Here is a 19,248-nt window from a genome sequence, read left to right on the forward strand (position 1 = left end):
TTCACTAAAAGATGAATACTACACTGAACGGCTATATAATTCTGCACTTACTATCAATAAAAAACGTGTAAGTCTGATTGATTCGATTTTAATGTTGGAGGAAGAAGAAGATGATTATGCTTTAAAATCAATCCTGCAAGTTTATCATGTGCCACTGCCTCACGCACGAGTTGAGACAAGCCTGTTTCTGAAATTCTATTATCTGATAAATCGACGTATTTTAAATCTTTATTTGATTTTAATGCGTGTGCAATAAGCTCGGCTCCAGCATCCCCTATTTTATTACTTCTAAGATTAAGATGCGTCAAGGATTTTGATTCAGTGATCATCGTGGAAATTTCTTTGGCACATTTTTCATCCAAATTATTATAGGATATATCTAAAATTTTTAATGTTGGATGCTTCAACACAAAATGATGCAGTGCCTTCATTCCACCCAAACCAAAATCATTACAGCTTAATGCCAACTCGTTCAACTCAGTATTCGCTTCTATTGCTTCTAACAAATGCTGCACTCCAGTATCACGCAACCAATTTAATGATAAATCCAAAACTTTTAACTTTTTCTTTTGTAAAAAAGAAAAAAAATCGGAAGGGATTTTTTCCCCTATCCAATTATCTACTAATTTAATTTTATTCAGCTTTTTACTGGGTAAAGATTCAAATAAATAAGTAACTTGGTCGGTATCAATATGATTTGCGTAAAATGAAATTTCATTAACTTTAGATGATAATTTAAGGATGTCATGTAATGCATGATAATCTTTGTCATCCAAATTGGAATGATCAACACTAATTTTCTTGATTGATTTACATTGCTTTGCCCCCTTTGATTGTAAATATTTCTTAAGGTGGGGAAGCGCCAAGTGGTGTTGTAACTGAAAAAGTTCTATTTCTTCTAATTTTCCATGCTCATGCTTCAGTCGAATTGTCATATTGCACCCTCTGTAAATTGAATCACTATTTAAGTGTAGATGATATTTTTCTTTTGGATGTAATGACTTATAAGATTTTTATGAAGATGATTCTTTTGATAGGATATCCCATAAAGACACAGTATTTTTACAGAATATCCGCTCTTTCGAATAATTAAATTTGCGTTACTAAGCGAGTCAGCACATTACCCGGCCCTACCTCTATAAAAACCGTTTCTCCTTGGTTTTTCAAATAGCGAATCGTTTCGGTCCAACGAACAGGATGAGAAATTTGCTTTATTAAATTTTCCTTAATCATGTTGTCGCTATAAACCTCTGCAGTAACATTGGCAATCACTTTGGTCTTAAGGGATGAGAACTCAAATGGAGCCATAAATTTTGCAAACTCATCAGCAGCAGCTTGCATATAACGGGAATGAAATGCACCACTTACTTTTAAGGGTACGCACATTAACGCTTCATTGGCAAGTAACTCATTCGCTTCAGCAATGTCTGCGGCAAGTCCGGAAAGAACAATTTGTTTCGGTGAATTAAAATTGGCAAAATCTACAGAATCTAACCCATTGACTCTCAGTAAAAATTTAATTCGCTCTTCAGGTAAATTTATGACTGCCAGCATTGCCCCGCCACTTGCTTGAGCCATCAACTCACCCCTTTTTTTTACAAGTTTTAACCCTGTAACGAAGTCAAAAGCACCTGCTGCAAACAAAGCAGCATATTCTCCTAAACTGTGTCCTATGAGATAGTGGGGTGGCGGTTCTTCAGCTGCCCTGACTAAAAAAGAAAGAGCCTCAATAACGTATAATGCAGGTTGCGTATACTCAGTATTACTCAATTGCTGTTTTGGATCATCTAAGCATAATTCTTTAATGGAATACCCTAAAATATCATCAGCTTGTTTTATTTGCTCAGGGAAATGTGAAAATAATTCAATTCCCATCCCTTTTATCTGAGATCCTTGTCCGGGAAACATATAGATAGCCATAAGATACTCCTTTACTAATACAGACATTCCAAATAACACTCATGATAAATAGAACCATGAATAATGTCATCTAATAAATCAAATGTATCTCATGATGAATCCAACTATTTTCGCCAAAGAATTGACAGGTATGGAGCGATATCATCATCGCTCCAAGAGCGTAACCGAAATTTTAGAAGTGGAATCTACGGCAAGTAAATTGTGCCATCTAAATAAAGATGACTCGTTCCATAAAGAAAAACTCTCCCCTCTTTTACCTCGCATTGCAGTTTACCCTGACGGTTACCACCTTGTACCGCATCAATGCGCGATTTACCCAATTGCTTACACCAGTAAGGTGCAATCACACAATGAGCTGAACCAGTCACTGGATCTTCTGGAACATTGCATCCTGGGTAAAAACATCGTGAATAAACATCAGTATTTTTACCTGGAGCAGTTAAGATCAGGCCTCTATACTCCAAACGTGCTACTGCATCTAAGTCTGGATTTGCTGTCCTCACGTCGTTTTCATTCTCATAAACAAACATTAAATCAAACTGGCTTTTTAAGACGTTCTGAGGTTTTTTTAAATTTAACTGGCACAACTCGGATGATAATTCAATTGGGTGATAAGGTAATTCTGGAAAATCCATCATTAAACCATTTTCATTTTTGTAAACAATAAGTGCCCCGCTTTTGGAATTAAATTTTATTTTTTTACCTTTGAATCCTAATTTTTCAAAAATAACATACGCACTCGCAAGCGTTGCATGACCACATAAAGCAACTTCTTCATTTGGTGTGAACCATCTTATATAAAATCCATCTCCCTCAGGAACAAAGAAAGCTGTTTCTGATAAATTGTTTTCTGTAGCAATACGTTGCATTTCTTTATCAGTTAACCAATGTTCTAAAGGACAGACTGCTGCAGGATTACCTTCAAAAAGAGCAGATGCAAATGCATCCACCTGATACATAGATAAGCTTTTCATACCCCACCTCTTAAAATAAACAAACAGAAGAAGATATATGAAGATGTTTTAGGAGAATTCAAGAGGTTTAATATATCTTTCTTTTTTTGGAATAATTTAGACACAAAAAGAGAACATTGATTAATTGTCACATCCATATGATTTAAAAGTTTCTCGCGCTCAAAAAAGAGCTTACGGGAACAAAATCCAGATTGCAACCATAACCAAAAATCCATTGCATGAGAAGTAAACCCGGGTTATGGCAAATCCCTAGCCCAGGCTAACTTAACACGCAGCGATAGCTGAGAATATATAGATTCGTTACCTTACTATTCAGTAATAATTGTAACGTCTTGTGCTTTTAGTCCTTTAGGTCCTTTATCAAGCACAAAGGATACTGGATCATTCTCATGAAGGGTTTTAAATCCGACACCTTGGATATCTTTATAATGAACAAAAATATCGTCACCATTTTCATTAATGATAAATCCAAATCCTTTTTTCTCATTGAACCACTTTACATGGCCCGTTTCTCTTTGCGACATTAGCTATCCCCTTTGTCTTAAGCTTTACTATCCAACTGTTACAGATGTTTATTTTCAGCTCAAAAATATTTACTATTAATGCACTGAGTAATAATAAACATACACTTATGCAGGAAATAATTTCCTGCATATAGATTAGCATAGCAGTTTTTTATTGATTGTTAAGGATTTTTTAAAAAAATCGATATCTTTATAATTTTTTTTTCTATTGGAAATACATAATGAATCAGATGAAATCAGCTTTTATAAAATTAGCACTTGATTGCCAAGTATTAAAATTCGGTGAGTTTACTTTAAAATCTGGCCGTATTAGCCCTTATTTTTTTAACGCAGGATTATTTTATCAAGGTAACGCGTTACGGCAATTGGGCCAATTTTATGCCAAAACATTACTTGAGCACCAAGCTGAATTCGACCATTTATTTGGCCCAGCTTATAAAGGTTTGCCTCTTGCTACAGCTACAGCGATTGCCTTAGCTGAATTAGGTCAAGAAACCACTGTTACTTTTAATCGTAAAGAAGTAAAAAATCATGGTGAAGGAGGCCAATTAATTGGCGCCCCCTTAACTGGGAAAACAATTGTCATTGATGATGTCATTACTGCAGGTACAGCTTTTCGAGAGTCACAGATATTAATTAAGGAAAATGGTGGTCAATTGACTGGGGTTATTATCGCTCTTGATCGATGTGAGCGAGGATTAACTCAGGAATCAGCACTGGCAGAAATTAAAGCACAAGGCATCCATGTTTATTCAATTATCACTTTATTTGATTTAATCGATTACTTAAAAAGTACACATCAAAACGAGCAAGTAAAAAAACTCGAAGCGTATCAAGCCGTATATGGTTGTTAGTCCCGCAACGCACTGCACTGCAGCCTGGGTGAAGCGCAGCGAAACCCGGGTTTCAGAATTTCATGTTCCCACAAATTTTTTTCGCCATATATACCACACTTTAAGCCTGATAGACCTCACAAAAAAGTAGGTATTCTACAGTCTACAGTAATGTCTGAAAGACTGTCATCCCTGCGCAGGCAGGGATGACAGAATATATATGAGATACAGAATATGAGATGACAGCCTTTTAGACAAAACTGTAATTATTATTGACAGCATTAAAATTAGTCAGTATTATTGATTTAATGTTCTATTACGCCAATACATTAATATGAAAACACATACAACCGCAAAACACTCTGCTCTGCCTGATTTAATGAACGCCATTAGTTTGCTTAAAAATGAAGAAGAAGCTTTGCAATTTTTTACCGATTTATGCACCCCGGCAGAACTCGAAGCTATGGCAGATCGTTGGCAAGTTGTTCCTTTATTGCGACAAGGTATTCCCTATCGCACGATTCATGAACAAACGGAGGTCAGCGTAACCACAATTACTCGTGTAGCACGCTGTTTAAGTTTTGGTACAGGCGGTTATGAGCTAATCGCGAAGAGATTGGAGATGTCGTGAAAAATCGTTTACGTTTAGCCTTACAAAAGAAGGGGCGTTTATCTGAAGAATCTTTGAGACTTTTGCAGCAATGTGGTTTGAAATTTCGTATTAAGGCGAATAGCTTACTGACTCATGTTGATAACTTTCCTATTGATTTACTTTTTGTTCGTGATGATGACATACCTACTTTGGTATTTGATGGCTTATGTGATGGCGGAATCGTTGGTGAGAATGTCTTACTGGAAGCCTCGCTTGCCAATCCACAAAAATTATATAAGACAACAGCAGCATTAGGCACTTGCACGTGCCGTTTATCCATAGCTATTCCTGAATCCACTGAGTATCAAGGACCAGGAAGCTTGGATGGCAAACGAATTGCTACCAGTTATCCTAATTTACTAAACCAATATTTACGTGACAAGAAAATATGTGCGGAAAGTCTTGTATTATCCGGATCAATTGAAGTTGCACCACGAATGGGTATGGCGGATGCAATTTGCGATCTCGTTTCAAGTGGTCAAACGTTGGAAGACAACAAACTCTATGAAGTAGATACCGTGCTGTTTAGTCAAGCTGTATTGATCCAAAGTGCTCAGAACCTTTCTTACATGTTTCAGGAATTATTTGCCATGCTCGCACGTAGAGTTCAGGCAGTACAACAAGCGCAGGAAAGAAAATACATTGTTTTTCACGCTCCGAAATCAGCTCTTGATGTAATTGCAGAAAAATTGCCTGGGGCTGAGTCACCTACAATTCTGCCTTTACCCGGAAATATGAATAAAGTAGCGGTGCATGTTGTCTCTAGTGAACGGGTATTTTGGAACACTTTAGAAACCATTCAAACTCTGGGAGCCAGTTCTATATTGGTTTTACCTATAGAAAAAATGTTGGAGTAGTATGATGTTATCGATTAAAAATTGGCAATCCCTATCCCAAGATGAAAAGGAAATCTGTCTAACACGTCCCATGCACACATCTTCGGTAAAAAGTAAGGTACAAGAAATTATCAAACAGGTGCGCACTCTTGGAGATCAAGCATTACTTACATTTACAGAGCAATTTGATGGGGCTCGTTTGAACAGTCTGCAAATCCCTAAACAAAAAATTGAAAATGCGTGCATTAGTAAAGCGTCTCTTGCTGCAATTACTGAGGCAGTTAAAACGATTACTGCCTACCACCAAGCTCTTTTACCAGAAAATAAAAAAATAGGTACAGCAAATGGTATAACTATTTACAGTACCTACAGACCCATTCAACGAGTTGGTTTGTATGTGCCAGGTGGCAACAGAACACCTCTAATTTCTTCATTATTAATGCAGGCCATCCCTGCCCGTGTCGCTGGATGTCCTATAAAAATATTTTGTACTCCTCCTGATGCATCTGGTTCAATTAACGAACATTTATTGGTTGCAGCACGATTATGCGGCATAGATACCATTTATACGCTTGGAGGAGCACAAGCAATTGCAGCTATGGCTTATGGTACTGAAACGGTTACTAAGGTAGATAAAATTTTTGGACCAGGCAACAGCTATGTTACGGAAGCAAAAACCCTAGTTGCTCCAGATCCTTATGGCGCAGCGATTGATATGCCTGCTGGGCCTTCCGAAGTCATGATCATTGCTGATAATCAAGCAAATCCAGCTTTTATCGCTGCTGATTTACTGGCACAAGCTGAACATGGAGTTGACTCTCAAGTCATTCTGATTTGCGACTCACTTCAAATCGCAGAACAGGTAAACCAACAGCTGTACGCACAATTTAATATTCTATCAAGAACACAAATAATCAGACAATCACTTGCAAACAGTCTGATTATTGTATGCGCTGAAAAAAAAGAGCAATTACATATGATTAATTCCTATGCTCCTGAGCATTTGATTATAAACCGCGAAGACGCAGACTCGTGGGTTAATGAGATACACGCTGTAGGTACCGTATTTCTTGGTTCTTGGGCCGCTGAAACACTTGGTGATTATGTAACTGGGTCAAACCACGTTCTGCCAACCAATGGTTTTGCCAAAAATCACAGCGGCCTTAGTACGCTCGATTTTCTCACGCACTTTAACGTTCAATCAATTAGCAAAGAAGGAATCAAAGCTTTAGGGCCTGCAGCAATTGCTCTGGCTCAAATTGAAGGATTGGATGCTCATGCACACGCTGTAGAAATCAGGTTGAACTCACTGGAGCTTTAAAATGTCGGTACTTAACTTAATACGCCCTGAATTATTAGACAATCAACCTTACACTAGACCTCTTTCCAAACTCGCTGAGGGGAGTGAAGTGCGAGGAGACGCGGAACACAGAACCGGGGTGTACACGCAGTCACATGAGGATTCGAGCACCGCATCGACGAAGCAATGCACCTCCTCAGTAGCGTTTGGAAAGAGGTCTACTGTTGGTAGTGCTCCCATGAGACACCGTTTGCATGCAAACGAACTTCCTTGGTCTGCATTAAGTACGAATATTAATTTAAACTTTTATCCAGAGAAATACCTGCAGAACCAACTGCAAGAACAATTGGCAAAACACTATCAAGTTGAAGAAAAGCAAATTGTGCTCACTCGGGGATCAGATGATGGAATTGATTTAATTACACGTTTATTTCTGAGTGCAGGGCAAGATGCATGCCTGCAATTTCCGCCTACCTTTTCTATGTATTCTTTTTATATCTATTTACAACATGCACAGCTTTTTGAATGTCCTTTAGACGCTCAAAATAATTTTCAACTGTCTCTACACGACATTCGTAGTAATTGGCAAAACAACTGTAAGATAATTTTTTTGTGTAATCCCAATAATCCTACAGGTAAGTTAATCGATCTAAACTTTATTGCAACACTTTGTAATGAATATAAAAATCGTTCTGTTATCGTTGTTGATGAGGCTTATATCGAATTTGCTCAAGCTCAAAGTGCAACATGCCTCATTCCTCAATTCGATAATTTAATTGTTTTACGTACTCTGTCTAAAGCTTATGGCTTAGCTAATCTTCGTTTAGGAATCATTTTAGCTCAAGCACATGTAATTCATGCCTTGAATAAAATTATACCTCCCTTCCCTATTTCCAGCGTAGTAATTGATTTGGCACTCCGCGCATTAGAAAAAAATGAGTGGTTTTTGCAGGCAATCAATACAATTAAAGCGTCTCGAACAAAGTTAATGAAAGAATTGCAATTGTGCCCTGTTATCAAGAAAGTCTACCCGACTGAAGCAAACTTTATTCTTGTTAAAACCCAACACACATGCGAATTGGTTTCTTGGCTTGCGAATCAAGGCATAGTAATCAAAAGTTTTTCACCTCATTCATCGTTACATGATCATTTACGAATTACAGTAGGTGATGAGTCACAAAATCAACTTTTGCTGCGCGCTTTATCTTCTTTTCAAAATAATGTTTCAGGATATTAAAATGCAAAAAATCTTATTTATCGATCGTGACGGAACCTTAATTGAAGAACCTTTTGATTATCAAGTAGATTCTTTAGATAAAATTAAGCTCACGCCCCGTGTTATTCCCGCATTACTGCAATTGCAAAAGGAAGGCTTTCACTTTGTTATGGTGAGCAATCAAAACGGTATAGGTACCTCTGCTTTTCCTGAAGATGATTTTATGATTTGTCATGAATTTATCTTAGATATTTTCTCGTCACAAGGAATATTTTTTGATGAAGTTTTTATTTGTCCCCACATGCCCGAAGACAATTGTTTGTGCCGAAAACCTAAAACGGGCTTAGTGGATCGCTTCCTAAAAGAAAGAGCAATTAATAATTCATGTAACTGGGTTATTGGGGATAGAGAAACGGACCGACAATTTGCTGACAATCTGGGGATTAAATTTTTGCCTGTCTCCAATGAACATGGATGGGATCAAATTACCCAAACAATACTGAATCAAAAACGAACTGCAGTAGTCCAAAGAAAGACAAAAGAGACCGAGATAAAGCTAACCCTGATCTTGGATACTGACCAGAACAGCTGCATAAATACACCATTGCCATTCTTTAACCATATGCTGGAACAAGTAGCCAAACATGGTGGATTCAATCTTGAATTATATGCAACCGGTGATGTAGAAGTTGATGATCATCATTTAATTGAAGATACTGCGATCGCTTTAGGCGAAGGGCTAAAAAAAGCACTTGGCGACAAATGGGGTATTGACCGCTATGGCTTTACTTTACCTATGGATGAATCTTTAGCCTCTATAGCCATAGATATTAGTGGTAGAGGCTTTTGCGATTTTAAAGGCCAATTTACTCGAGAATTTGTTGGAGGCCTGGCAACTGAAATGGTTCCCCATTTCTTTAATTCATTAGCCACCGCCCTTGGTGCAACCATTCACATTGAAGTGAAAGGCCAAAATCATCATCACATGATTGAAGCATGCTTCAAATCATTAGGGCGAGCGCTAGGCCAAGCCTGCATGAAAACAAACAATAGTCTCCCATCGACCAAGGGGGTATTATGATTGCCATTATAGATGTCAGCGGCACCAATCTAACCTCTTTAGTCAATGCATTAAAAAGACTAGGTTTTAATTATCAATTAACACACGATGCAAAGGAAATTGAAACAGCAAGTCATGTGATTTTACCAGGTGTAGGGACTGCAGCTTATGGTATGAATGCGTTACGCCAGTATAAGTTGATCGACGTCATTACTTCGCTAGAGCAACCTCTGCTCGGTATTTGTCTTGGCATGCAATTATTATTCGAAAGTAGTGAGGAAGGTGATGTTCGTTGTCTCGGTATGCTTCCTGGAAGAGTACAACGTTTACGCCAGCAAGAAGGTTATCCAGTGCCTCACATGGGTTGGAACCAATTACAGTGGTGCACAAAAACATTCTTGCAACAGGGATTAAAAGAACATGATTACGTTTATTTTGTTCATAGTTACGCATTAGGTGAAAGCCAGTATGCGTTAGCCCATTGTGAATACAATGAACCGTTCACAGCAATAATTCAAAAAAATAACATTTGGGGCATGCAATTTCATCCGGAAAAATCTGCTGAAACCGGAATGACTTTGCTCAACAATTTTTGTAACCATTAGACTTTTTCGGCAACTCTACTAGAGAAGAGTATTTTTGAAGAAATCGTTAACTTAAAATACGGAGGCTGTATGATCCTTATCCCTGCAATTGACATTCAAACAGGCCGTTGTGTACGTTTACGACAGGGACAGTTTGATCAAGTCACTCAATTCGATACACCACCAGTAGAGCGTGCTGCTTATTTTGCCGAATTGGGAGCAAAGCGTTTGCATGTTGTTGATTTGGATGGAGCTCAAACAGGAACGATGCAACAGTTGCCTTTAATTTGTGCCATGCAAAATACAGGAATCGTCGTGCAAGCAGGCGGAGGAATTCGATCTTTAGAACAAGCAATAACATGTTTTTCAGCTGGGATATCCAATCTAGTATTAGGTAGTATTGCCATTTCCAATCCAGAACTAACAGCACTTATTATTAAGGAAATCAACCCACAACATATTATTCTCGCTTTAGATATTCGAATGAAAAATAGGATACCCATCCCTGCTATTCATGGTTGGCAAACAACAACGAATAATAATTTATGGGATGTTGTTTCTCATTATCAGCAATTAGGAATTAAACAAATACTTTGTACTGATATTGCTTGTGATGGAATGATGCAAGGGCCAAATTTTGAGCTTTATAAAGAAGCAATAGAACGTTTTCCACGAATTGAATGGCAAGCTTCAGGTGGTATCCGTGATGCAGATGATATAAATCGATTGGACAGCCTAGGGGTTAACGCAGTGATCCTAGGGCTAACCTTATACCAAGGTACTTTTGATCTGAGGTCAATGTTATTGTAGGTGTAGCCTGGGCAGCGCAGCGAAAGCCGGGTTTATTTATATAGATACAGAATTTCCCGGGTTTCGCTGAGTTGCACCCGGGCTACATTATTAATTTGAGTATAAATTATGTTAACTAAACGAATTATTCCATGTCTTGATGTGCGCGATAACCAAGTAGTCAAAGGCGTTAAATTTCGTAATCATCGTGTTGTTGGCAACATTCTCGAACTTGCCGCTGATTATTCTGCAGCGGGTGCTGATGAGTTGGTATTTTATGATATTACTGCAAGTTCTGAACAGCGTTCGGTTTGCCCGGATTGGGTCCATCAAGTTGCAGAAACAATTAATATTCCTTTCACCGTAGCAGGTGGAATTCGCTCACTTGATCAGGCAAAATCGGTATTAAATTCTGGGGCCGATAAAATATCCATTAATAGCCCGGCATTAGAAAACCCTGGTTTGATTAATGAACTAAGCCGGAATTTTGGAAGCCAATGTGTTGTAATAGGAATTGATAGTCAATGGATAGACAATGATTATTATGTCTATCAATACACTGGAGATGAAAAAAAAACCCTTAATTCCAGACGCAAAACAAGAGAATGGATTAAAGAAGTACAAGACAGAGGTGCAGGAGAAATTGTACTAAACTGTATGCAATCAGATGGCGTACGTTCGGGGTATGATTTGCATCAATTAAAACAAGTACGATCTTTATGTCAGGTGCCATTAATTGCTTCAGGAGGTGCTGGATCGCTGGATGACTTTATTCAAGTATTTCTTGAGTCTCGAGTAGATGGAGCTTTAGCGGCAAGCATTTTTCATGACAAAATTTTGACGATACACGAAATTAAATTAGCACTTAAAAAACAAAAAATTGAGGTACGATTATGATTCACATGGAAATTAATTCTTTGGATTGGAAAAAAATGAATGGTTTATTACCGGCCATCATCCAAAATGCTCAAAATGGTAATGTCCTAATGTTAGGTTATATGAACCAGGAGGCATTGATCGCCACCCTGACTACAGGTCAATTGAATCTCTACAGCCGAAGTCGAAAGCGTTTATGGCGCAAAGGAGAAAGCTCTGGTAATAGCATGTCCGTACAACATATCGGTGTGGATTGTGATAGCGACAGCCTTTTAATTCAGGTGTTACCTAAAGGACCCGCTTGTCACTTAGGATACACGAGTTGCTTTCAGCCTGAACATAATACAAATCTAGGTTTTATACATGAATTGATTGAGCTGGTTAATGAGCGTGCAGACTCAAAAAATGAACACAGTTATACATCACAATTATTCGAATCTGGGCTCTCTCGATGCGCTCAAAAAGTAGGTGAAGAAGCCATTGAAGCAGTAATCGCTGCAGTGAATAACAACCGTGAAGAATTAGTTAATGAATGTGCGGACTTGGTTTTTCACTTATTTGTTTTATTAAAAGCATGCGAACTGAGTTTTTATGATGTATTACAATGCTTGCAAGACAGAGATAGATCCGTCCATACCTAAATGGAATCATTAACCATTGTCTGAACTTTGCGCTAAGGAATCGTCCGTAGATTGGGTAAATGATCCAATCTACCTTGCTACAAAGGCGGTTTATGGGCTTTACTTTCCATTTCATTAATATCATCCAAAAACTTACCAATGTTTCCATCTCCAACTTTCTGGTATTGTACAGCTTTCATAGATTGGATAATTTTTTTTAATTCCTCGCCTTCTTCTCCAGAGAGATAGTACCCTACCTTATCCATCAATATTATACTTAAATCATAAATATCTGTTCTTTTAGCTTTGTCTTGATCCTCGCCAAAACCAAGATTTTCAAAATCAATTATTGTTGCTTGCTTTGTATTAAGATCATAAAAAATATTATTCGGTTGCGACAAATCACTATGTGATTTGTCACTTTTTATGTGCACGTTATATAATTCTTGAGTACATGCTTTAACAAAAGCTAATAGTTCGGAGAAGGGAGTACCGCGTTGAAAATATATTTTATCAAGCGTTGTGCCGAGTGCTTTATTAGTAAAGAGTCCATATCTTCCGCTAAGATAGGCCTTTTTTCCAACTTCTCGCGTATTCTCAACCTCTTTCTCTGTGCCTTCATTTTTATATCTTCTTTCTTTTAATACTTTAGGGTGTTTAATTTCTTGTTTCTCTTTGATGATCAACTCATCATTATCAGTCAGACGGTAAGTTCTTTCAGTATCATAAACAACCCCAGTTCCTCCTTCATCGGATAAAAGCTCTCCCCTTATCCGCCATTTTTTTTGATCTTTCTTTGTTGGGTGTTCTTCTGGATCAAGTTGATCGGTTACCTCTACATAAACGTTTTGGGAATTGTGATCAATCGGATATATTTTCCCTAGTTTAATGCTTTTAGTTTCCCCATTATTTACTCCATATTCTTTTAAAAGAGTTTTAAGGAGATCATAAGCTTCACTCGGTGAAGTCACCTGCTTAGGATCAATGGTAATAATTTCTAATTCCTGCTCATCTTCTGTAATATAACGTTTCGACATAGCCATTATTTTATTCCTCATTATTCCATAGAGAGCTTAAAATTTAGCATTTTTTTTAAGTGTAGCTTAAAAAAGAAGTTCAAGCGTGTCGCTACCTGCTATGTGCTTTGTCAAAGAGTGTTATCTTTTGTATTTTTAAGGGGCCAAGCTATAAAAAATGACAAAACTCCTATCTTTGAAATACTCTCAAAAAATAGGAATCAATTTATGAGCAACACAAAAAAAGTGAGCCTCCCTCAAGTCAAAATGCCCCAACTTACCCTGGGTGTGATACAGCTTGGCAGCCTGCCTGCAAGCAGCCAGCTACAACTCCGTATTCCACTTCTCTGCATTCAGACTGCAAATTGACTACACAACGGCTAACAAAATCGCAGTAAGGTAATTTCCCTCTGGGAAAGAAGCTAAGGTAGGATGACAGCTTGCTGGACCATAAATACCTAAAATACGTGCTTGCTTCCCTACTGCTCCAGCTTGAAGACTAACCAAAGAACAAAACTCCTGAGATGAAAGCGCTGAAGAACAATTACACGTCATTAATAAGGAACCTGATTTCATGTACTTAAATACTTCACGATGTAAAAACCGATAATAGTTTTTAGCTCGCTCAACATGTTGCTTTGATGGAACCAATTTAGGAGGATCGAGGATAACGAGATCATAATTTCCCGCTTTTGTTAAATATTCACGCGCATCAGCCTCAATAAACTCAATTTGAGTCACGCCATTTAATGCTGCATTCTTTTGAGCTTGAGTTATTGCATGAGCAGAGCTATCCACCGCTGTCACTTTTAAGGCTCCAGATTTAGCAGCATGTAATGCAAAGCCACCACTATAACAGTAAAGGTCTAATACACTCTTTCCTTTGGATAACTGGGCGATACGTTGATGATTCTCTCGTTGATCAAGAAACAAACCTGTTTTCTGTGCTTGAGCAAACTCAACTTCATAAATAACCCCTGCCTCAAGAACCTGAGTATTATAATGTTTCTCTTGCAGGCTAATTTGTTCCCAGCCATCTTGGCTCAAGGGTTTATTTTGTGGCATCCATATAATTTGATCTTCAGGAAACAATTCTTTTAATATTTGAATGATAGTTTCTCGATTGAGCTCAACCCAATAAGCGGAACTGGCAACAACACAAGTTTGATTAAATCGATCGATCGTTAAACCTGAAAGACCATCTGCTTCGCTATTAAACAATCGATACGCAGTAGTTTCCTTATTAGGCAGATTTAAACATTCCCTTACTCGTTTTGCCTGGCTTAATCGATGTGTAATCAGGGCATGTAAATTACTGATATCAATGGATTCATTGGCAAGAGCCATGACCCTAACTCGATAAAGAGAATGTTCATTATAAACACCTACTCCAATAAGCTCGTCATCTGCATTATAAATATCAATCAAATGTCCTGTTACTAATTTTCCATGTGTTCTTGCAATAGCCTTAGGAAATATCCATGGATGGCCGCGTAATACGGTATTTTGTTTTGCTGCTAGCAAAATAACTTTTGCATTCATTTTCTATTTCCCAAAGAACAAAAATCGGCTAATCTACACAAAGAACGCTAGACCTGCAAGTTCAAAACCTAAGAAAGCAGTTCCCACCCCAATAAACTGGTGGAAAAAAAATAAAAGTTAGGGACAGTATAACAAATATGAAAACACTCTTTATCCCCCTTTTTGCTATTATATTTAGCAACACATTCTGGTAATAGATATGGAAAATACACACAAGTTCTCTTATGGTCTCACTCTTGGGGCATTAGGCGTTGTATTTGGAGATATTGGTACCAGTCCATTATATGCCTTAAAAGTCACATTAAATAACATCGCTATTACTCAAACACATATTTTGGGGGTACTGTCACTTATTTTCTGGTGCTTGATTCTTGTTATTTCATTCAAATACTTGATTTTAATTTTTCGGGCGGATAATGATGGTGAAGGAGGGATTCTCGCCCTTTTGGCTCTCATGAAGCATAAAAGTACTAAATACACGCCTTTATTTTACATCATTGCAATTTTTGGAGCTGGATTACTTTTAGGTGATGGAATGCTAACGCCTGCTATATCTGTAATCAGTGCGGTAGAGGGTCTTAGTACGCTTTCACATGAATTTACGCCCTTTATTCTGCCTATAGCTGTAGTTATTCTGATTCTTCTTTTCACCTTACAAGCAAGAGGAACAGGAAGCATAGGAAATCTATTTGGACCAGTTATACTGATTTGGTTCTTTACTATCGCAATTCTTGGCATCGTACAAATTGTTAAAGCCCCTATTGTGCTTACTGCAATCAATCCTTATTACGCATTTGATCTGATGCGCGATACAGGATTAAAAGGGTATTTGTTATTAGGCGGTATTTTTCTTGTTGTCACCGGAGGTGAAGCACTTTATGCAGATATAGGGCACTTTGGGAAAAATCCTATTCGTGCCGGTTGGTTTGCGGTTGTTCTTCCTTGCTTGATATTAAATTATTTTGGTCAAGGGGCTAACTTACTCATAAATCCCAATGCAATCAGCAATCCATTTTATATGATTGCTCCTGAATGGTTTTATATTCCCTTGATTATTCTTGCTACGATTGCCACGATAATTGCGTCACAAGCTGTAATTTCGGCTACGTTTTCTTTGACAAAACAAGCGGTTTTACTAAGCCTATGTCCTCGTATACCTATAGTACAAACATCCAAGGAGTTTTCCGGGCAAATTTATGTACCACAAATTAACATTATCTTGTTTATTGGCACACTAACTTTTTGTTTCGCCTTTCAAACTTCAGATAGACTTGCTCACGCATACGGAATTGCTGTGAATGCAGACATGCTTCTAATTGATGCGATGGTTGCCTATGCCGCAATCTCAATTTGGAAATGGTCAAAATATAAGGTTATTACTATATTTGGCTTTTTTCTTATCGTAGACTTCGCATTTCTTGGTTCAAATTTACATAAATTTTTGACTGGTGGTTGGGTCCCCGTTACTTTTGCTTTACTCATCGCGACCATTATGTATACCTGGAAATTTGGCTTGGAATACTTACGCGAAAATTATTATATGAATAAAGATGATATTTCTAAGATTCTCAAGCAATTAGAATATAAAAGTTTAAATCAGCTCACTGATCTGACAGCAGTTTTTATCACCGATGTTTATGATAAAAGCGGAGGCAGTTTCCTTCATTTTCTTAAACTAAGCCGCGCGGTTCCTGAGCGCGTACTTATTGTTAATTATGTTGTAGATAACATTCCGCATATTCATTACAGCCAACGTTACGAAATTACATGTTTGCATGAAAAAGTGTTCAATCTCACCCTGCATTATGGTTTTATGGAAACTATTTCTATACCCAGAGCATTGGAACGAGCCTCTAACAAAAATCTTTTTCCCTTTAAATTAAATGTTGATCGCGCTACATATATGGTAGAAATCCCTAATATTACTGCGTCAAAATCAAAAAAATCATTGACTTTTTATTGGCAAGAGAAGTTGTTTGCCTTTCTGATACGCAATTATTCAGCCAATTTGAATATCGAATTTTATAAACTGCCATACAATAGAACGATGGCAATCGGTACCTATTATATTATGTAATCTCAGGAGTTTTTTTATGTGGTTTAACAATGCACTGATCTATCAATATGAGCTGGATGAAGCGTGTGATTTAACAACATCTCTGGCTGAAAATATCCTAAAACCTTGTCCTCCTCATGCTCGCTTTGTTTATGGCTGGCTTCCTGCTTTTGCAGATGAAATGGTTCAGGAAGTTGCTGGAAGTTCGCTGATTTGTATGGGTAAAGAAGAGCGTTTGCTACCACGAGGTGTAATCAACAAAATGCTTGCCGAAAAAGTACAAATGCTTGAGACCCAACAAGGTCGCTCAATTAAACGAGCAGAAAAAGCGCAAATGGCTGAAGATATTGAGTTTGATTTATTGCCTAGATCATTCTGCATCCAAAAAAAGATGCTTGCTATCCTTGATAGTGCCAGCAAAAGAATCATAGTTAATGCCTCCAGTAATAATCAGGCATCACAACTCACTTCTCTTTTGCGTAAGTCGGTGTCAAATATTTCGATTGAACCACTAACACATACCGAAAATCTCGCTTTACGATTCGCCGAATGGATTCATTCGCCCAATACGCTTCCTAACCATTTTCAATTGGCATCTGATTGTCTGCTCTTTTCTCTTGATGATGAAAAAAAACGAGTGCATTGTAAAGGTTATGAGCTGCCAGCAGAGGAAGTTTTAACTTTATTATCGCAAGGTATGGCAACTGCAGAAATTTCTTTAATCTGGAAAGAAAGAATTCAACTTACCTTGACGCATGACTTCGCATTCAAAAAGCTCAAAAGTCTTGATTATCTTCTTGATGACTTTAACGAAATTAAACAACTTGATGAAGAACATCAACAACGCGATGCAGCACTGACTTTATTATCTGGAGAATTACGCGAGTTAACTAATGATCTTTTAGCGGCACTCACAGTAAAAGAAAAAGAACCTGAGTTAGCGGAAGCAGAGATTGTATAAAGGGTAATGCGTAATAAAACCTGGGTATTACACGGTTACCCAGGTGAGATGATTAACTACCAAGGAAAAGGTTGTATTCGGCGCATTTTGAACGAAAATGACTCCGAAAAAATAATCACAGAACCAGCTATGCTCCATATATGTAGCCTGGGTGCAGCGCAGCGGAACCCGGGTTTCGCTGCGCTGCACCCAGGCTACAATGCATCCAAAAAAATGGCAACGATCACCCGCCTATTACAAACATTCTAGGCCAATTAGTTTGATACTATGTGCTCCATTTTAGAGGTATGATAAGTCGCCTTATAAACCACTAATGCTTCCTCAGCAGCCTTGTTGAAACCTAAAGCCATATTCGCATCATACATTACAACCAAAGCTTGTTTTACGCTCGGAGCTTGTGGGTAGTTTTTCACTACATAACTCGCTCTATTAATTGCTGCAACATACATCTTACGTTTAAAGTAAAATGTCGCAACATTCAATTCATGTTGAGCAAACATATTGCGCAAATAAATCATACGCTGTAGCGCGTTTGCTTTATATTTACTCTCTGGGAATTTTTGAATCAGGATACCGAAATCAGAATAAGCCTGAGTTTGTGTACCCGGATCTCTCCATGATTCGTCTAGAGGTAAAAATTTTGCAAAAACCCCACGAGTTTGTTGGAAATTAGCCATACCTCGCATGTAATAAGCATAATCCACATTCTTAGCTCTTGGGTAAAGATGAATAAAGCGTTCCGCAGTAGCGGCGGCCGAAGGATAATCCTCATTTTTATAATAAGCATAAATTAATTGCATCTGTGAATGCTCAGTATAATCGCTAAATGGATACATCGTTTCGATTGCTTCAAGATGTTTTATTGCTGTCGCATATTCTTTTTTACGTAAATCCTTCTGAGCCTCTGTATTGAGTTGTTCGGCAGTCATTCCTTTATAAGGATTATTATCTTCGTCTTCTTTACCCCACCATGTCTTACATGCAGATAAAGAGACGATAAGAGCCACTAGGAACAACATTTGAATTCGTTTCATACTACACACCTATCTATATATATATATCTGTTGTATCCGCGACAACAGCCACAAAATTTGGAATATTATACCTAGGACTATTTAATTTGCGAATATTCTTCTGCTTTTTTTGAGAAATGGAAAAAATAGAAACAGTATTAAAAAATATTGCCTATAAATGCCCAGAAGAATAAAAAAATATTTGCAAAACCAAGGTCGTTAGGATAGTATTCACGCCTGGAGAGATGGCAGAGCGGTCGAATGCGGCGGTCTTGAAAACCGTTGAAGGGCAACCTTCCCAGGGTTCGAATCCCTGTCTCTCCGCCAAAATTTTATCCCCAGCTTTTTACCACCTATTAATTCAATAGCATAATAATCTACAGCAAAATGATGGCTCTTTCCCAATTACGGGGGCACTCACATTTAACAGCACAGCACCCTAACACGAGTTCTGTAATTTTCAAAGTTACGAAAGC

The 19,248-nt window shown here is 37.8% G+C and carries 20 protein-coding genes and 1 tRNA gene; 14 read left to right on the forward strand and 7 right to left on the reverse strand.

The annotated features are described in order from the left end of the window. Positions 1–53: 53 nt before the first annotated feature. The 4 genes from Lani_RS01785 to Lani_RS01805 form a co-directional block, all read right to left on the reverse strand. On the reverse strand, positions 54–935 hold the full coding sequence (locus Lani_RS01785; RefSeq protein ID WP_019232053.1) for a leucine-rich repeat domain-containing protein: 882 nt from the start codon (positions 933–935) through the stop codon (positions 54–56). 154 nt (positions 936–1,089) lie between these two features. Continuing rightward, positions 1,090–1,920, reverse strand: a complete 831-nt coding sequence (fabD, locus tag Lani_RS01790) for an ACP S-malonyltransferase (RefSeq protein WP_019232052.1) — start codon at positions 1,918–1,920, stop codon at positions 1,090–1,092. Between the two features lie 185 nt (positions 1,921–2,105). Then, the gene (locus Lani_RS01795; RefSeq protein WP_019232051.1) at positions 2,106–2,894 is read right to left on the reverse strand and encodes a PhzF family phenazine biosynthesis protein; all 789 of its coding nucleotides are present in this window, start codon (positions 2,892–2,894) and stop codon (positions 2,106–2,108) included. Between the two features lie 308 nt (positions 2,895–3,202). After that, positions 3,203–3,418 (reverse strand): cold-shock protein, encoded by a 216-nt coding sequence (locus Lani_RS01805; RefSeq protein WP_003631957.1) that lies wholly within the window; start codon positions 3,416–3,418, stop codon positions 3,203–3,205. 221 nt (positions 3,419–3,639) lie between these two features. Here Lani_RS01805 and pyrE point away from each other — a divergent pair, with 221 nt between their 5' ends. The 10 genes from pyrE to hisIE all read left to right on the forward strand — a co-directional run bounded on the left by pyrE (position 3,640) and on the right by hisIE (position 12,205). Continuing rightward, complete coding sequence (pyrE, locus tag Lani_RS01810; protein WP_019232049.1) at positions 3,640–4,272, forward strand: orotate phosphoribosyltransferase; 633 nt, start codon at positions 3,640–3,642, stop codon at positions 4,270–4,272. A gap of 313 nt (positions 4,273–4,585) precedes the next feature. Beyond that, the gene (locus Lani_RS01815) at positions 4,586–4,882 is read left to right on the forward strand and encodes a YerC/YecD family TrpR-related protein (protein WP_019232048.1); all 297 of its coding nucleotides are present in this window, start codon (positions 4,586–4,588) and stop codon (positions 4,880–4,882) included. Next, a complete protein-coding gene (gene hisG, locus Lani_RS01820) occupies positions 4,879–5,760 on the forward strand; it encodes an ATP phosphoribosyltransferase (RefSeq protein WP_019232047.1) in 882 nt (293 codons plus the stop codon). The genes Lani_RS01815 and hisG overlap by 4 nt, the downstream gene beginning before the upstream one ends. 4 nt (positions 5,761–5,764) lie before the next feature. Next, a complete protein-coding gene (gene hisD / locus Lani_RS01825) occupies positions 5,765–7,060 on the forward strand; it encodes a histidinol dehydrogenase (RefSeq protein WP_019232046.1) in 1,296 nt (431 codons plus the stop codon). Position 7,061: 1 nt separating this feature from the next. Then, positions 7,062–8,276 carry a histidinol-phosphate transaminase gene (gene hisC / locus Lani_RS01830; RefSeq protein WP_019232045.1) on the forward strand — a complete coding sequence of 405 codons (1,215 nt, stop codon included), beginning with the start codon at positions 7,062–7,064 and terminating at the stop codon, positions 8,274–8,276. Between the two features lies 1 nt (position 8,277). Continuing rightward, complete coding sequence (hisB, locus tag Lani_RS01835) at positions 8,278–9,336, forward strand: bifunctional histidinol-phosphatase/imidazoleglycerol-phosphate dehydratase HisB (RefSeq protein WP_019232044.1); 1,059 nt, start codon at positions 8,278–8,280, stop codon at positions 9,334–9,336. Continuing rightward, positions 9,333–9,920, forward strand: a complete 588-nt coding sequence (gene hisH, locus Lani_RS01840; RefSeq protein WP_019232043.1) for an imidazole glycerol phosphate synthase subunit HisH — start codon at positions 9,333–9,335, stop codon at positions 9,918–9,920. Before hisB ends, hisH begins: the two co-directional genes overlap by 4 nt. 69 nt (positions 9,921–9,989) lie before the next feature. Further along, complete coding sequence (gene hisA, locus Lani_RS01845; protein WP_019232042.1) at positions 9,990–10,709, forward strand: 1-(5-phosphoribosyl)-5-[(5-phosphoribosylamino)methylideneamino]imidazole-4-carboxamide isomerase; 720 nt, start codon at positions 9,990–9,992, stop codon at positions 10,707–10,709. 108 nt (positions 10,710–10,817) lie between these two features. Continuing rightward, the gene (gene hisF / locus Lani_RS01850) at positions 10,818–11,585 is read left to right on the forward strand and encodes an imidazole glycerol phosphate synthase subunit HisF (protein ID WP_019232041.1); all 768 of its coding nucleotides are present in this window, start codon (positions 10,818–10,820) and stop codon (positions 11,583–11,585) included. Next, the gene (gene hisIE / locus Lani_RS01855) at positions 11,582–12,205 is read left to right on the forward strand and encodes a bifunctional phosphoribosyl-AMP cyclohydrolase/phosphoribosyl-ATP diphosphatase HisIE (protein WP_019232040.1); all 624 of its coding nucleotides are present in this window, start codon (positions 11,582–11,584) and stop codon (positions 12,203–12,205) included. Before hisF ends, hisIE begins: the two co-directional genes overlap by 4 nt. A 77-nt stretch (positions 12,206–12,282) precedes the next feature. Here hisIE and Lani_RS01860 read toward each other — a convergent pair whose 3' ends face one another. Next, positions 12,283–13,227, reverse strand: a complete 945-nt coding sequence (locus Lani_RS01860; RefSeq protein ID WP_019232039.1) for a protein kinase family protein — start codon at positions 13,225–13,227, stop codon at positions 12,283–12,285. Positions 13,228–13,428: 201 nt separating this feature from the next. On the opposite strand from Lani_RS01860, the gene Lani_RS20090 reads away from it, so the two are divergent. Continuing rightward, positions 13,429–13,569 carry a hypothetical protein gene (locus Lani_RS20090; protein ID WP_019232038.1) on the forward strand — a complete coding sequence of 47 codons (141 nt, stop codon included), beginning with the start codon at positions 13,429–13,431 and terminating at the stop codon, positions 13,567–13,569. Here the strand turns inward: Lani_RS20090 and Lani_RS01865 are convergent, their stop codons facing one another. Continuing rightward, complete coding sequence (locus tag Lani_RS01865) at positions 13,570–14,742, reverse strand: class I SAM-dependent rRNA methyltransferase (protein WP_019232037.1); 1,173 nt, start codon at positions 14,740–14,742, stop codon at positions 13,570–13,572. It lies immediately after the preceding gene. 199 nt (positions 14,743–14,941) lie between these two features. Here Lani_RS01865 and Lani_RS01870 point away from each other — a divergent pair, with 199 nt between their 5' ends. Both Lani_RS01870 and Lani_RS01875 read left to right on the forward strand, forming a co-directional pair. Beyond that, entirely contained in the window at positions 14,942–16,819 is a 1,878-nt protein-coding gene (locus Lani_RS01870) for a potassium transporter Kup (RefSeq protein WP_019232036.1), read from the forward strand. A gap of 16 nt (positions 16,820–16,835) precedes the next feature. Then, on the forward strand, positions 16,836–17,759 hold the full coding sequence (locus Lani_RS01875) for a recombination-associated protein RdgC (protein WP_019232035.1): 924 nt from the start codon (positions 16,836–16,838) through the stop codon (positions 17,757–17,759). Positions 17,760–18,013: 254 nt separating this feature from the next. Here the strand turns inward: Lani_RS01875 and Lani_RS01885 are convergent, their stop codons facing one another. Beyond that, positions 18,014–18,793, reverse strand: a complete 780-nt coding sequence (locus Lani_RS01885; protein ID WP_019232033.1) for an outer membrane protein assembly factor BamD — start codon at positions 18,791–18,793, stop codon at positions 18,014–18,016. Positions 18,794–19,011: 218 nt separating this feature from the next. On the opposite strand from Lani_RS01885, the gene Lani_RS01890 reads away from it, so the two are divergent. Next, positions 19,012–19,099: transfer RNA gene (locus Lani_RS01890), tRNA-Ser, on the forward strand. Positions 19,100–19,248 lie beyond the last annotated feature (149 nt).

The sequence above is a fragment of the Legionella anisa genome (genome assembly GCF_001467525.1).
Classification (GTDB): Bacteria; Pseudomonadota; Gammaproteobacteria; order Legionellales; family Legionellaceae; genus Legionella; species Legionella anisa.